At 65.2% G+C, this 13,303-nt stretch carries 11 protein-coding genes; 9 read left to right on the top strand and 2 right to left on the bottom strand.

The window, feature by feature from the left end:
* Positions 1-35: 35 nt before the first annotated feature.
* Genes pdxH through ACVOLO_RS04570 form a run of 4 tightly spaced genes read left to right on the top strand, consistent with a single transcriptional unit; the run spans position 36 to position 2,234 of the window.
* Positions 36-635, top strand: coding sequence for a pyridoxamine 5'-phosphate oxidase (pdxH, locus tag ACVOLO_RS04585; RefSeq protein ID WP_481569104.1), 600 nt, complete (start codon positions 36-38; stop codon positions 633-635).
* Positions 632-1,096, top strand: coding sequence for an aminoglycoside 6'-N-acetyltransferase (gene aac(6'), locus ACVOLO_RS04580; RefSeq protein WP_481569103.1), 465 nt, complete (start codon positions 632-634; stop codon positions 1,094-1,096). The genes pdxH and aac(6') overlap by 4 nt, the downstream gene beginning before the upstream one ends.
* Entirely contained in the window at positions 1,093-1,434 is a 342-nt protein-coding gene (locus tag ACVOLO_RS04575) for a YqfO family protein (RefSeq protein WP_481569102.1), read from the top strand. Before aac(6') ends, ACVOLO_RS04575 begins: the two co-directional genes overlap by 4 nt.
* On the top strand, positions 1,434-2,234 hold the full coding sequence (locus ACVOLO_RS04570) for a cobalamin-binding protein (RefSeq protein ID WP_481569198.1): 801 nt from the start codon (positions 1,434-1,436) through the stop codon (positions 2,232-2,234). The genes ACVOLO_RS04575 and ACVOLO_RS04570 overlap by 1 nt, the downstream gene beginning before the upstream one ends.
* Before the next feature lie 243 nt (positions 2,235-2,477).
* On the opposite strand, the gene ACVOLO_RS04565 is transcribed toward ACVOLO_RS04570, so the two are convergent.
* Positions 2,478-3,701 carry a citrate/2-methylcitrate synthase gene (locus ACVOLO_RS04565; protein WP_481569101.1) on the bottom strand — a complete coding sequence of 408 codons (1,224 nt, stop codon included), beginning with the start codon at positions 3,699-3,701 and terminating at the stop codon, positions 2,478-2,480.
* A 122-nt stretch (positions 3,702-3,823) separates the two neighbouring features.
* On the opposite strand from ACVOLO_RS04565, the gene prpB reads away from it, so the two are divergent.
* From prpB to prpF, 5 genes are all read left to right on the top strand, one after another.
* A complete protein-coding gene (gene prpB, locus ACVOLO_RS04560) occupies positions 3,824-4,708 on the top strand; it encodes a methylisocitrate lyase (protein WP_481569100.1) in 885 nt (294 codons plus the stop codon).
* A gap of 90 nt (positions 4,709-4,798) precedes the next feature.
* Positions 4,799-5,956 carry a bifunctional 2-methylcitrate synthase/citrate synthase gene (gene prpC, locus ACVOLO_RS04555; protein WP_481569099.1) on the top strand — a complete coding sequence of 386 codons (1,158 nt, stop codon included), beginning with the start codon at positions 4,799-4,801 and terminating at the stop codon, positions 5,954-5,956.
* Between the two features lie 303 nt (positions 5,957-6,259).
* Positions 6,260-8,875 (top strand): Fe/S-dependent 2-methylisocitrate dehydratase AcnD, encoded by a 2,616-nt coding sequence (gene acnD / locus ACVOLO_RS04550; RefSeq protein ID WP_481569098.1) that lies wholly within the window; start codon positions 6,260-6,262, stop codon positions 8,873-8,875.
* A gap of 156 nt (positions 8,876-9,031) precedes the next feature.
* Positions 9,032-9,412, top strand: coding sequence for an endonuclease domain-containing protein (locus tag ACVOLO_RS04545; protein ID WP_481569097.1), 381 nt, complete (start codon positions 9,032-9,034; stop codon positions 9,410-9,412).
* A gap of 118 nt (positions 9,413-9,530) precedes the next feature.
* Positions 9,531-10,724, top strand: coding sequence for a 2-methylaconitate cis-trans isomerase PrpF (gene prpF, locus ACVOLO_RS04540; RefSeq protein WP_481569096.1), 1,194 nt, complete (start codon positions 9,531-9,533; stop codon positions 10,722-10,724).
* A 90-nt stretch (positions 10,725-10,814) separates the two neighbouring features.
* On the opposite strand, the gene ACVOLO_RS04535 is transcribed toward prpF, so the two are convergent.
* Positions 10,815-13,256, bottom strand: coding sequence for a penicillin acylase family protein (locus tag ACVOLO_RS04535; RefSeq protein WP_481569095.1), 2,442 nt, complete (start codon positions 13,254-13,256; stop codon positions 10,815-10,817).
* Positions 13,257-13,303: the final 47 nt, after the last annotated feature.

Below are 13,303 nucleotides of genomic sequence, written 5' to 3'. Positions count from 1 at the left end.
CAATAGCCCAATCCCGTGCTGTCCGAACTGGAACCATGACCGATCTTTATGCAGAAGCGCTTTCGACCTTCGCCTCGTTGTTTGAAGAGGCCAAGGCCAGCAAGGAAATCGATGCCACGGCAATGACCGTGGCGACCGCCGACGTCGATGGCCGGCCGTCGGCACGCACCGTGTTGCTCAAGGCGTTCGATGCGCGCGGCTTTGTGTTCTACACGCATCTGGACAGCCGCAAGGGCCGCGAGTTGCATGCCAACGGCCAGGTGGCGTTGTTGTTCCTGTGGCGTAGCCTTCGCGAGGCTGGCATCCAGGTGCGGGTGGAAGGCGAGGCACAGCTGGTGTCGGCGGCCGAAGCCGACGCGTACTTCGCATCACGGCCGCGCATGAGCCAGATCGGTGCCTGGGCATCGGCACAATCCCAGCCGCTGGCTTCGCGCGAGGAGTTCGAGCAACGCCTGGCCAGTTTTGAAGCGCGTTTTGAAGGCCGCGAAGTACCACGCCCGGAAGGCTGGAGTGGCGTGCGCGTGGTGCCCCGGCGCATCGAGTTCTGGTACGGCGCCAACTTCCGTCTGCATGAGCGCTGGTGCTATGAAGCGGATGCCGCAGGCCAGTGGAGCAAGCAGCTGCTTTTCCCATGAGTGAACAGCGCTTCCATGTGCGGCGGGCGCAGGCTGGCGATTGGCCGGCCTGGGCCGCGTTGCGCAGGGAGCTGTGGCCCGACGCCGAAACCACGTTGGCTGATCTGCAGGAATTGCTGGAAGCCCCCGGGAGCCTTTGCCTGCTGGCGTTCGATGGGGCCGGGAATGCGCTGGGGCTGGCCGAGGCCAGCCTGCGCACGGACTACGTCAACGGAACATCCAGCTCGCCGGTGGGCTTTCTGGAGGGCTGGCTGGTCCGTGAATCGTTCCGCCGCAGCGGGGCAGGGCGCGAGCTGGTGGCCGCGGTGGCGCAATGGGCGCAGGCGCAGGGCTGCAGCGAGCTGGCTTCCGATACCGCGTTGGACAATCTGCCGGCACAGGCCGCGCATGCTGCTTGCGGCTTCACCGAAACCGAGCGGGTGGTGTATTACCGCATGCCGCTGGGCGGGGCAGCGCGATGAGGCTGCACCCGCTGTATCGCATCACGGTGTTTGTACCGCCGGCGCATCTGCAGGCATTGAAGGCCGGCATTCTTGCCGTGGATGATCTTGCCGCTGGCGGGTATTCGCAGGGCATGTGGGAATCGGCGCCGGGGCATGAACAGTTCCGCGCAAACACCGGCACCTTGAGTGCCTGCGGCGAAGCCGGGCAGCTGGTGCGCGAGCCCAGCGTGCGGCTGGAGTTCTGCATACCGCGCGATGCGCAGCGCCTGCAGCGCTTGCTTGCGGCGGTTGCCGCGCATCATCCCTGGAACAGCCCGGCGGTGTTCGTCGATGCAATGGAGTTCGCAAGCCCATGATTGGCCCACGCCGCATTGTCTGCCTGACCGAAGAACCCACCGAAACGCTTTACGCATTGGGCGAGCAGGAGCGCATCGTCGGCATCAGTGGCTTTACCGTGCGGCCACCGCAGGCGCGGCGCGAGAAGCCCAAGGTCAGCGCGTTCACCAGTGCCAAGGTGGATGAAATATTGAAGTTGAAGCCGGATCTTGCGATTGGCTTCTCCGACATCCAGGCCGACATTGCCGCCGAGTTGATCCGCAACGGCGTGGAGGTGTGGATTGCCAACCATCGCAGTGTGGCCGGCATCATCGATTACATCCGCCGCCTGGGCGGGCTGGTGGGCGTGGCCGAGCGCGCCAATGCCTACGCCGATGAACTGCAGCGCGGGCTGGACGCCATTGCCGCGCAGGCTGCGTTGCTGCCGCAGCGGCCGCGTGTGTATGTCGAAGAATGGGACGAGCCGATCATCACCGGCATCCAGTGGGGCGCCGAGCTGGTGGAGATTGCAGGTGGCGTGGATGTGTTCCCGGAGTTGTCGCGCGAGCCGCTGGCCAAGGCGCGCATTCTCGCCAATGGTGACCCGGTGATTGCCCGCAACCCCGACATCATCATTGGCTCATGGTGCGGCAAGAAGTTCCGCCCCGAGCGCGTAGCGGCACGTCCGGGTTGGGCGGCGATCAACGCGGTGCGTGACGGCGAGCTGCACGAAATCAAATCGCCGCTGATCCTCCAGCCTGGCCCGGCGGCATTGACCGACGGCGTGCAGGCGATCGCGCAGATCATCCAGCAATGGTCGAAACGAGCAGGGCGCTTGTAGGAGCGGCCTTGGCCGCGAAGCAGGCAGCAACCAAACCGCCAATTGACCTGAAATCAGGTGCATCCGCCGGATGTGGGGGCGGCATAAGCAGCGAAGCTGGTGATGCGCGAAAGGCCGCAAAAGCCCACCCCTCCCCAACCCGCCCGGCCCGAAGGCATAGCCTTCGGTCGTTCATCAGGCCGCGCGCCGGTGGCGCGCAAGCAGGCCTTCTTCACCCCCTTTGCTGCGCAAAAGGGAGGGGGCTCATCCCCTCGGCGCCAAGCCCGTATAACGCGCACGCGGTCGTATCAACGTACCCAGCGCCTGTTGTTCCAGTGCATGCGCCAGCCAGCCGGTCAGGCGCGCGGTGGCAAACATCACCAGCGCATGTGCGCCTGGCAACTCATGCACATAGCAGATGGCGCCCAGCATGCCGTCGATGTTCGGCCGCTGGCCGCTAACTTCCTCGGTCGCCGCCAACACCGCTTCCACATGCCGCATGCGCGGCGAGTTGCCGCGCAGTTCGCGCAGCAGGCGCAGCACTTCGGCACCGCGCGGGTCGCCTTCGGGATACAGCAGGTGGTTGAAGCCGGGCAGCTCGTCGCCACGCCGCCAGCGTTCGGAAACGAAGGTGGCCGCTGATCCGCTGGCTTCTGCGTCCACCAGCAGGGCGTGCGCGCGTGCGGTGGCGCCGCCGTGGCGTGGCCCGGACAGCGCCGCCAGGCCCGCACTGACGGTGGCATGCAGGTGCGCGCCGGTGGAGGCGACCACGCGTGCGGCAAACGCGGAGACATTCAGTTCGTGGTCGGCGCACAGCACCAGGGCCACGCGCACCAGCTCGGCAAAGGCCGCGTCACCGGGAACCCAGGCATCGGCGAGCAGGCGGTGTACGGGCCGCGCGTCCGGCTCGGTACCCACCAGCAGGGCGGCGTTCTGTCGCAGCAGCAGGGCCGCGACCTCGCGGCGCACCGCGGCGGCGGCATTGAGCGATTGCCGTTGCTCCAACGCCAGCAGCGGGATGCAGGCCATGGCGCGTTCCACCGGCGGCAGGCCGGGGTCCAGTGCGAGGCTGGCGATGCGCTGCGGCCAGGGCGCGGGCGCGGTTGCCGTGAACGGATCCTGCTCCTCGCATTCCCACAGCAACCGCGCGATGTCCTCAAGGCTGGCGCCTGCCTGCGCGGCCGCCACGGCCGAGCGGCCACGGTAGTACGGCGCATCGGGGCGGATCAGCGAGATGCGGGTTTCCAGCACCGGCAGGCCGCGGTCCAGGCTCTGCGCCGCGCCGCGTTCGGCACCGCGCCCGGCACGTTTGCGCTGCGCCAGCCGCTCCACCTCGGCACGCAGGTAGACCCGGCTGCGTGCCGAGGCGCCCGGCCGCGAACTGAGCTGCCCGCGGCTGACATAGGCGTACAGCGTGGCCGGGCTGATGCCGAGCAGGGCGCAGGCTTCGTTGGCGGGGATCAGTTCGGGGTCGAGCGCGTCGGACATGGCGTATTCAACAGGTTGATTCATTGAATCAAGATTGATCAATGCATCTGATGGTGACAGATTAACCGTCACAGCGGAATGGCATGCTCGCCACCGCCCAGCCACAAGCCAGGAGCCAACCCATGAGTCTTCCTTCCGCCGGCGCTGCTTTCCGCGCCGCACTGGCCGCCGAATCCCCGCTGCAGGTCATCGGTGCGATCAACGCCAACCACGCGCTGTTGGCCAAGCGCGCCGGTTATCGCGCCATCTACCTGTCCGGTGGCGGCGTCGCTGCGGGCTCGCTGGGCCTGCCGGACCTGGGCATCAATACCCTGGAAGATGTGTTGATCGATGTGCGCCGCATCAGCGATGTCTGCGACCTGCCGCTGATGGTGGACATCGACACCGGCTTCGGCCCCAGCGCGTTCAACATCGCGCGCACGGTGAAGTCGCTGATCAAGGCCGGTGCGGGCGCGTGCCACATTGAAGACCAGGTCGGCGCCAAGCGTTGTGGTCACCGCCCGGGCAAGGAAATCGTGACGCAGGGTGAAATGGTGGACCGCGTGAAGGCTGCCGCCGATGCCAAGACCGACCCGGATTTCTTCCTGATCGCGCGCACCGACGCCATCCAGATGGAAGGCGTGGACGCCGCCATCGAACGTGCCATCGCCTGTGTGGAAGCCGGCGCCGACGGCATTTTTGCCGAAGCTGCTTACGACCTGGAAACCTACAAGCGTTTTGCCGATGCGGTGAAGGTGCCGCTGCTGGCAAATATCACTGAATTCGGCGCCACGCCGCTGTTCAGCCGCGATGAACTGGCTTCGGCCGGCGTGGCGATCCAGCTGTTCCCGTTGTCGGCGTTCCGCGCGGCCAACAAGGCGGCGGAGAACGTTTACGAAACCATCCGCCGTGACGGCCACCAGCGTAATGTGGTGGACAGCATGCAGACCCGCGAGGAGTTGTACGACCGGATCGGCTATCACGAATTCGAGCGCAGCCTGGACAAGACGTTCGCTGCGAAGAAGTAACAGGGCTGCACGCGTAGGCCCTCACCCCCAGCCCCTCTCCCGCAGGCGGGAGAGGGGAGCCAAATCCCGCATCTGATCGAGGTTCACACCATGTCTGAATCCACTGCCGCACCGGCGTTCAAGCCGAAGAAGTCCGTCGCCCTGTCCGGCACCGCTGCCGGCAACACTGCGCTGTGTACCGTTGGCCGTAGCGGCAACGATCTGCACTACCGTGGCTACGACATCCTGGACCTGGCCAACACCAGTGAGTTCGAGGAAATCGCGCACCTGCTGGTGCACGGCAAGCTGCCCAACAAGGCCGAGCTGCGCGCGTACAAGGCCAAGCTGAAGGCACTGCGCGGCATTCCGGCATCGGTCAAGGCGGCGCTGGAAGAACTGCCGCCGTCGGCCCACCCGATGGATGTGATGCGTACCGGCGTGTCGGTACTGGGCTGCGTGTCGCCGGAGAAGGACGACCACAATCACCCGGGCGCGCGCGACATCGCCGACAAGCTGATGGCCTGCCTGGGTTCGATGCTGCTGTACTGGTACCACTGGAGCCACAACGGCCGCGTCATCGACGTGGAAACCGACGATGACTCCATCGGCGGCCACTTCCTGCACCTGCTGCACGGCGAGCAGCCGCGCGAGTCGTGGGTCAAGGCCATGCATACCAGCCTGATCCTGTACGCCGAGCACGAGTTCAACGCCTCGACCTTTGCCTGCCGCGTCATCGCCGGCACCGGCAGCGACATGTACAGCGCCATTGCCGGCGGTATCGGTGCATTGCGCGGGCCCAAGCACGGTGGCGCCAATGAAGTCGCCTTCGAGGTGCAGAAGCGTTACGAAACGCCGGACGAAGCCGAGGCCGACATCAAGGCGCGCGTGGAGCGCAAGGAAGTGGTGATTGGTTTCGGCCACCCGGTCTACACCGTGTCCGATCCGCGCAACCAAGTGATCAAGGACGTCTCGCGCGCGCTGTCGGCCGAGCAGGAAAACATGAAGATGTACGACATCGCCGAGCGTCTTGAAACGGTGATGTGGGACATCAAGAAGATGTTCCCGAACCTGGATTGGTTCAGCGCCGTCAGCTACCACATGATGGGCGTGCCGACCGCCATGTTCACGCCGTTGTTCGTGATTGCCCGCACCGCCGGTTGGAGCGCGCACATCATCGAGCAGCGCATTGACGGCAAGATCATCCGCCCGAGCGCCAACTACACCGGCCCGGAAGACCAGGCGTTTGTGCCGTTGGACAAGCGCGCGTAACGCTAGCGGCAAACCCCCCGCAAGCGAGATCTAGCCCCTCTCCCGCGTGCGGGAGAGGGGTTGGGGTGAGGGGAAGCTTCCAGCACGTACAGCATGCTTCCAGCTCGTGGAAAAAAGCGAAGCAAAGCAGAAGTTCAAGCAAGAGCAAGAGCTCCCCCCATCCGCCCTCCGGGCACCTTCCCCCGCAGGCGGGAGAAGGGAAAAGCCCACGTTCCATGTGTTGCTGTGGGATTGCTGCAATCACAGGCATCTGTGCAGCAATCCACTGCAGCACCAGCAAGCCCAGACCCTCACAGGCCAGCCATGAACACCGATTACCGCAAGCATCTTTCCGGCAGCAATCTGGACTACTTCGACGCACGCGCCGCCGTCGATGCCATCCAGCCAGGTGCCTACGCCACGCTGCCATACACCTCGCGCGTGCTGGCCGAAAACCTGGTGCGACGCTGCTCGCCGTCCACGCTTGTCGATTCGCTCAAGCAGTTGATCGAGCGCAAGCGCGAGCTGGATTTCCCGTGGTTCCCGGCGCGCGTGGTCTGCCACGACATCCTTGGCCAGACCGCGCTGGTGGACCTTGCCGGCCTGCGTGATGCCATCGCCGACAAGGGCGGTGACCCGGCCAAGGTCAACCCGGTGGTGCCGGTGCAGTTGATCGTCGATCACTCGCTGGCCGTGGAATGTGGTGGCTTTGATCCGGATGCGTTCACCAAGAACCGCGCCATCGAAGACCGCCGCAACGAAGACCGCTTCCACTTCATCGACTGGACCAAGCTGGCCTTCGAGAATGTCGATGTCATTCCGCCGGGCAACGGCATCATGCACCAGATCAACCTGGAGAAAATGTCGCCGGTGATCTATGTGCAGGACGGCGTCGCCTTCCCGGATACCTGCGTGGGCACCGACAGCCACACCCCGCACGTCGATGCACTCGGCGTCATTGCCATTGGCGTTGGCGGCCTGGAGGCGGAGAACGTGATGCTGGGTCGCGCGTCGTGGATGCGCCTGCCCGACATCATCGGTGTCAAGCTCACCGGCAAGCCGCAGCCCAACATCACCGCCACCGACGTGGTGCTGGCGCTGACCGAATTCCTGCGCAAGGAACGCGTCGTCGGCGCGTACCTGGAGTTCTTCGGCGAAGGCGCTTCGGGGCTGACCATCGGTGACCGCGCCACCATTTCCAACATGTGCCCGGAGTACGGCGCAACCGCGGCGATGTTCTACATCGACGAGCAGACCATCGACTACCTGCGCCTGACCGGCCGTGAGGAATCGCAGCTTGCACTGGTGGAAAACTACGCACGCACCACCGGGTTGTGGGCCGATGCATTGGCCACGGCGCAGTACGAACGTGTGCTGGAATTTGATCTGTCCAGCGTGGTCCGCAACATGGCCGGCCCCAGCAATCCGCACAAGCGCCTGCCGGTGTCGGATCTGGTGGAGCGGGGCATTGCCGACGAAGCCAAGCTCGCTTCGGGCAAGGCCGAAGAAGCACAGGGGCTGATGCCCGATGGCGCGGTGATCATCGCCGCCATCACCAGCTGCACCAATACCTCCAACCCGCGCAACGTCATTGCCGCCGGTTTGCTGGCACGCAACGCCAACGCACGCGGCCTGCTGCGCAAGCCGTGGGTGAAGTCCTCGCTGGCACCCGGTTCCAAGGCCGTGCAGCTGTACCTGGAAGAAGCCGGCCTGCTGCCGGAACTGGAGCAGCTGGGCTTCGGTATCGTTGCGTTTGCCTGCACCACCTGCAACGGCATGAGCGGCGCGCTGGATCCGGCGATCCAGCAGGAGATCATCGACCGCGATCTGTACTCGACCGCTGTGTTGTCGGGCAACCGCAACTTCGACGGGCGCATCCACCCGTATGCCAAGCAGGCGTTCCTGGCTTCGCCGCCGTTGGTGATTGCCTACGCCATCGCCGGCACGGTGCGCTTTGATATCGAAAAGGACGTGCTGGGCGTCGATGCCGACGGCAACGAGGTGCGGCTGAAGGACATCTGGCCGAGCGACGCCGAGATTGATGCGGTGGTGAAGGCCTCGGTCAAGCCGGAGCAGTTCCGCAGCGTCTACAACCCGATGTTCAACGTGCGCGTTGAGCATGGCGCGCCGGTCAGCCCGCTGTACGACTGGCGCCCGCAGAGCACCTATATCCGCCGCCCGCCGTATTGGGAGGGCGCGCTGGCCGGGGAACGCACGCTCAAGGGCATGCGCCCGCTGGCGGTGTTGCCGGACAACATCACCACCGACCACCTGTCGCCGTCCAACGCGATCCTGTTGTCCAGCGCCGCCGGCGAATACCTGGCAAAAATGGGCTTGCCGGAAGAAGACTTCAACTCGTATGCAACGCATCGCGGCGACCACCTCACCGCGCAGCGCGCCACGTTTGCCAACCCCAAGTTGTTCAACGAGATGGTGCGCAACGAAGACGGCAGCGTGAAGCAGGGCTCGCTGGCGCGCGTGGAGCCGGAAGGCAAGGTCATGCGCATGTGGGAAGCGATTGAAACCTACATGGAGCGCAAGCAGCCGCTGATCATCATTGCCGGTGCCGACTACGGCCAGGGCAGCTCGCGCGACTGGGCCGCCAAGGGCGTGCGCCTGGCCGGTGTTGAAGCGATTGCCGCCGAAGGCTTCGAGCGTATCCACCGCACCAACCTGATCGGCATGGGCGTGCTGCCGCTGGAGTTCAAGCCGGGCACCGACCGCAACACCCTGCAGCTGGACGGCACCGAAACCTACGACGTGCAGGGCCTGCGCACCCCGCGTGCGGATCTGTCGCTGGTCATCCATCGACGCAACGGCGAGGTACTGAAGGTGCCGGTGACCTGCCGTCTGGATTCGGACGAGGAAGTGGCGATCTACGAAGCCGGCGGCGTGCTGCAGCGGTTTGCGCAGGACTTTCTGGAAGGCTCGGTGGGCTGAGGGCTAAAGCTACCCTTTCCCCCGGCCCCTCTCCCGTAAAGGGAGAGGGGAGTGGTGATCCAACTGCGCTACGAGATTTATGAGACTGCATGAGCTTTAGCCCCTCTCCCTTCGCGGGAGAGGGGTTGGGGAGAGGAGGCAAAGGAGGCCCCGATCATGCAGCAACTCAAATTCGCAAAGCAGCTACGCAGCAACATGACCGATGCCGAGCAGGTGCTTTGGCGTCACTTGCGGGCACACAGATTGTTGGGGCAGAAGTTTCGTCGCCAACAGCCACTGGGGCCGTATGTTGTGGACTTCGTGCATTTCGGTGTGCGGCTGATCGTTGAAGCGGATGGCGGGCAGCACAACCAGAGTTCGCGGGACGCGGCGCGCGATGCCTGGTTGCAGTCACAGGGCTTCAAAGTGTTGCGGTTCTGGAACAACGAGATTCTTGGGAATGGCGATGCGGTGCTTGAAGTGATTCTTGCAACGGTCAGCGCCCTCTCCCCCAACCCCTCTCCCGTGAAGGGAGAGGGGAGTAAAAGCAGATCATGATGTTGGCAGCGATGCCGGCACTCGCAGGTAACCAAAGCCCCTCTCCCCTCGTGGGAGAGGGGTTGGGGAGAGGGGGAAGGCTCCCTCTCAAAAACCAACAACCCAAGGGAACCCACCCATGTCCCACATCCCCCAGATCAAGATTCCGGCAACCTACCTGCGCGGCGGCACTTCCAAAGGCGTTTTCTTCCGCCTGGAAGACCTGCCGGCCAGCGCACAGCAACCCGGCGTTGCGCGTGATCGCCTGCTGCAGCGGGTGATCGGTTCGCCCGATCCCTACGCCAAGCACACCGATGGCATGGGCGGTGCGACTTCCAGCACCAGCAAGTGCGTGATCATCTCGCCCAGCAGCAAGCCCGATCACGATGTGGACTATCTCTACGGTCAGGTGTCCATCGACACCGACTTCGTCGATTGGTCCGGCAACTGCGGCAACCTGTCCACGGCCGCGGGGGCGTTTGCCCTGCATGCCGGTTACGTCGATGCGTCGCGCGTGCCGGACAACGGCATCTGCGTGGTGCGTATCTGGCAGGCCAACATCAACAAGACCATCATTGCGCACGTGCCGGTCAGCAATGGCCAGGTGCAGGAAACCGGCGATTTCGAGCTGGATGGTGTGACCTTCCCGGCGGCGGAAATCGTGCTGGAGTTCATCGACCCGGCAGACGAGGGCGAAGGCGAGGGCGGCGGTGCGATGTTCCCCACCGGCAATCTGATTGATGACCTTGAGGTGCCCGGCGTCGGTACGCTGCAGGCGACGATGATCACCGCCGGCATTCCCACGGTGTTCGTCAACGCCGCCGATATCGGCTACACCGGCTGTGAGCTGCAGCCGGCGATCAATGAAGACAAGGCGGCGCTGGCCAAGCTGGAAGCCATTCGTGTTGCTGGTGCGTTGCGCATGGGCTTGATCAAGGCGCCGGAAGAAGCACTCAAGCGCCAGCACACGCCGAAGGTGGCCTTTGTCGCGCTGCCACAGGATTACCTGTCCAGCGCCAACAAGCAGATCCACGCCGCTGATATCGACCTCAACGCGCGTGCCATGTCGATGGGCAAGCTGCACCACGCGATGATGGGTACCGCTTCGGTGGCAATCGCCACGGCAGCCGCAGTGCCGGGCACGTTGGTCAATCTCGCCGCAGGCGGCGGACAGCGCGATGCGGTGCGTTTTGGTCATCCCTCCGGCACGCTGCGCGTTGGTGCCGCGGTCGCGCTGGTCGATGGGCAGTGGACGGTCACCAAGGCGGTGATGAGCCGCAGCGCACGCATCCTGATGGAAGGCTGGGTGCGCGTGCCGGGCGACGCGTTCTGAAACAGGTGATCTGTAGTGCCGAGCCATGCTCGGCAGAAGCTTTACAAGCAGAGCTTCAGCGGAGCATGGCTCCGCTCTACAACAGCGGCGTTATCTCGGTTGCAGGGTGAGCTTGTGTTTGGCAGCGCCCGGCAGGAACGGCGTGGGCTTGCCTTGTACCCAATCGTCATGGCCCGCGCTCCAGAACGGTGACAGCGGGTGGCCGCTCTGGCCGCCGGGCATGTGCACGATGCCATCGGCTTCGTGGCCGGGCGAGACCACCATGCGTTCGGATGCGCCAAAGGCCGGCCCCTGCACGCGCGGCACGTTGTTGTCGCCGGGCAGCGGTTGGCGTGGCATACACAGCCAACGCTTGAACAGCCCCGGCAGTGCCCGCGAAACCGGATGGCAGATGGCAGCGGTGTTGCGTTCGCCCCAGGTGCGCTGGCCCAGGTCCGGCCCTTGTTCGGCCAGGTCGTGTTCCAACTGCCGGGCACTGTCCGCCAACAATGCATCCCAGCTGTCGAACTGCGGTGGCAGCAGGTGGGCGGGGCGTTCGCTCAGCATCGGCCAGACCACGCCTTCCAGCTGCGGCAGGTTGGGGGCGACAAACTGCTCGCCGAGTGCCTGCCTGGCCGGTGCCAGCAGTGCAGTCTGCAGCGTATCCAGGGTGATGCCACGGAAGCCGCGTGCCATGCGGTAGCTGACCGAATCGATACTGGCGTGGCCCTGCCATTCACGGCTGACGGCCTCCAGGCGCTTCAAGGCCGGATCGTCGCTGTGCTCCAGCGTTTGTCGCATCAGTTTCCACCAGCGCTCCATCAGCAAGGCGCGGTCATCGAGCTGGATCGCCAGCAGGTCGCGCTCGGTGAAGCGCTTGCGGGCGAACAGGCCATCGCGGATCTGCTTGGCGCGCGCGCCGAAGTCATAGCCGCCATCGCCGGCAACGGCCAGGGCGTCGCCATCGAGCACGCGGCTGTTGGCCGTCCACAGGCGATGGTCGGGGGGATCGATCAGGGATGGCGCGTTGTCGGTACGCAGTGCCCAGGGTTGGCAGGCGGCGTTGCCGCTTTGCGTGGGCGCGTTATCAGGCGCATTGGCGATGCCGTCCCTGCTGCAGTTGGCAGTGCGGTCGGGGCGGGCGCCAATCAGGCGCCAGGCAATGCGTCCTTTGCGATCACCGATCACCAGGTTCTGTGCCGGAATGCCCGAGCGGTCGGCGATGGCCAGGGCGCTGTCGAGATCGGCGGCCTTGGACATCTCGGCAAAGTCCAGCTTCACCGCGCCTGGCAGTTGTCCCACCCAGCGCAGGGCAAGCAGGCTGCCATCGGTGTTCTCTTCCAATACCGGCCCCCAGGCGCTCTCACGCACGGTGAGCGTCTGCGAAGGCTTGCCGGCCACGGCGATATGCTCGTCGTAGTGCTTGAGCGGTGCATCAGGCGGCAGCCATGCGTAGTCGGCGGTGTCGATGTAGCTGTTGGTGAATGCCCAGGCCACGCGCGTGTTGCTGCCGACGATGACGGCCGGCAGGCCGGGCAGGGTGAAGCCGGCGACATCCACCTTGCCTGCCGGTGCCGTGGGATCGTTGTAACGCAGCCGTGCGCGGAACCAGATGTTGGGCGCACGCAGGCCCAGATGCATGTCGTCGGCAACGATGGCGCGGCCATCGGCGGTGAGCGCGCCGGCCACGGCGAAATTGTTGCTGCCCGCAAAATACTCGGCCGCCACCGGCGGCCAACCGATGCCTCTCTCCTGCGCAGCGGGAGAGAGGGGGACCACTTGCGAAGCAGGTGGTGGAGTGAGGGCAGCGGACTCGCCAGCCGCTTCTGCGGCTTTCAGCACTGCCCGAAGGTCCAGGACGGAAGCATCCGGCAAAACAGCATCCCCCCGTGGCTCCCCAAACAACGGCGCATCCCACGCGCTGCCGTCATGCGACAGCAAGGCATGCAGCGCCGGTGGAACCACGCCGCGTATGCGTGCCAGTGCCAGCTCGCGGGTGTTGGTGGTGTCCTGCAGGTCGGCGTACATGGCCAGCCCGGTCAGTACCGAGTCTTCCAGCTCCCACGGGCGCGGTTGCTGGCGCAGCAGCAGGTAGGGCCAGGGCCGGACGGGCAAGGCGGCCAGCCCGGCGTTGACGCCGTCGCGGTAGGCCTGGGCCGTTGCCCGCTTACTGCCCAGTGCGGTGTTCAGGCTGTCCACGGAGCGTGCGCGCAGCCTATGGACACGCATCTTGCGGTCAAGCGGGAGTGCATCGGCGCCGAACAGTTCGGACAACTCACCTGCGGCCGAGCGCCGCATCAGGTCCATCTCGAAGAAACGTTCCTGCGCGTGCACATAGCCCAGCGCGCGGGCCATGTCGGTTTCATTGGCGGCGTCGACGGTGAGCACCCCCAGGGCGTCCCGCTCGATGTTGACCGGCGCGGACAGCCCCGGCAAGGCGAGTTCGCCGTCGAGCCGTGGCAGGCTGCCGCGCAGCAGCATCCATGCGACAAACAGCAGCAACAGCAGCAGTCCCAGCACGATCCCCAGTACACGCAGCAGCCAACGCAGCACAGGCCCACCCCCGGTAGCGGTCAGTGCGGCCGATTGTAGACAGGTTG

This window comes from Stenotrophomonas sp. STEN056, assembly GCF_056759635.1.
This window is presented reverse-complemented; position numbering and strand designations above follow the sequence as displayed.

Bases quoted from the DNA above. Each gene is read 5' to 3' on its own strand.
- pdxH (WP_481569104.1), top strand. From the start codon at position 36: ATGACCGATCTTTATGCAGAAGCGCTTTCGACCTTCGCCTCGTTGTTT.
- ACVOLO_RS04575 (WP_481569102.1), top strand. From the start codon at position 1,093: ATGAGGCTGCACCCGCTGTATCGCATCACGGTGTTTGTACCGCCGGCG.
- ACVOLO_RS04565 (WP_481569101.1), bottom strand. From the start codon at position 3,701: ATGTCCGACGCGCTCGACCCCGAACTGATCCCCGCCAACGAAGCCTGC.
- prpB (WP_481569100.1), top strand. From the start codon at position 3,824: ATGAGTCTTCCTTCCGCCGGCGCTGCTTTCCGCGCCGCACTGGCCGCC.
- prpC (WP_481569099.1), top strand. From the start codon at position 4,799: ATGTCTGAATCCACTGCCGCACCGGCGTTCAAGCCGAAGAAGTCCGTC.
- acnD (WP_481569098.1), top strand. From the start codon at position 6,260: ATGAACACCGATTACCGCAAGCATCTTTCCGGCAGCAATCTGGACTAC.
- ACVOLO_RS04545 (WP_481569097.1), top strand. From the start codon at position 9,032: ATGCAGCAACTCAAATTCGCAAAGCAGCTACGCAGCAACATGACCGAT.
- prpF (WP_481569096.1), top strand. From the start codon at position 9,531: ATGTCCCACATCCCCCAGATCAAGATTCCGGCAACCTACCTGCGCGGC.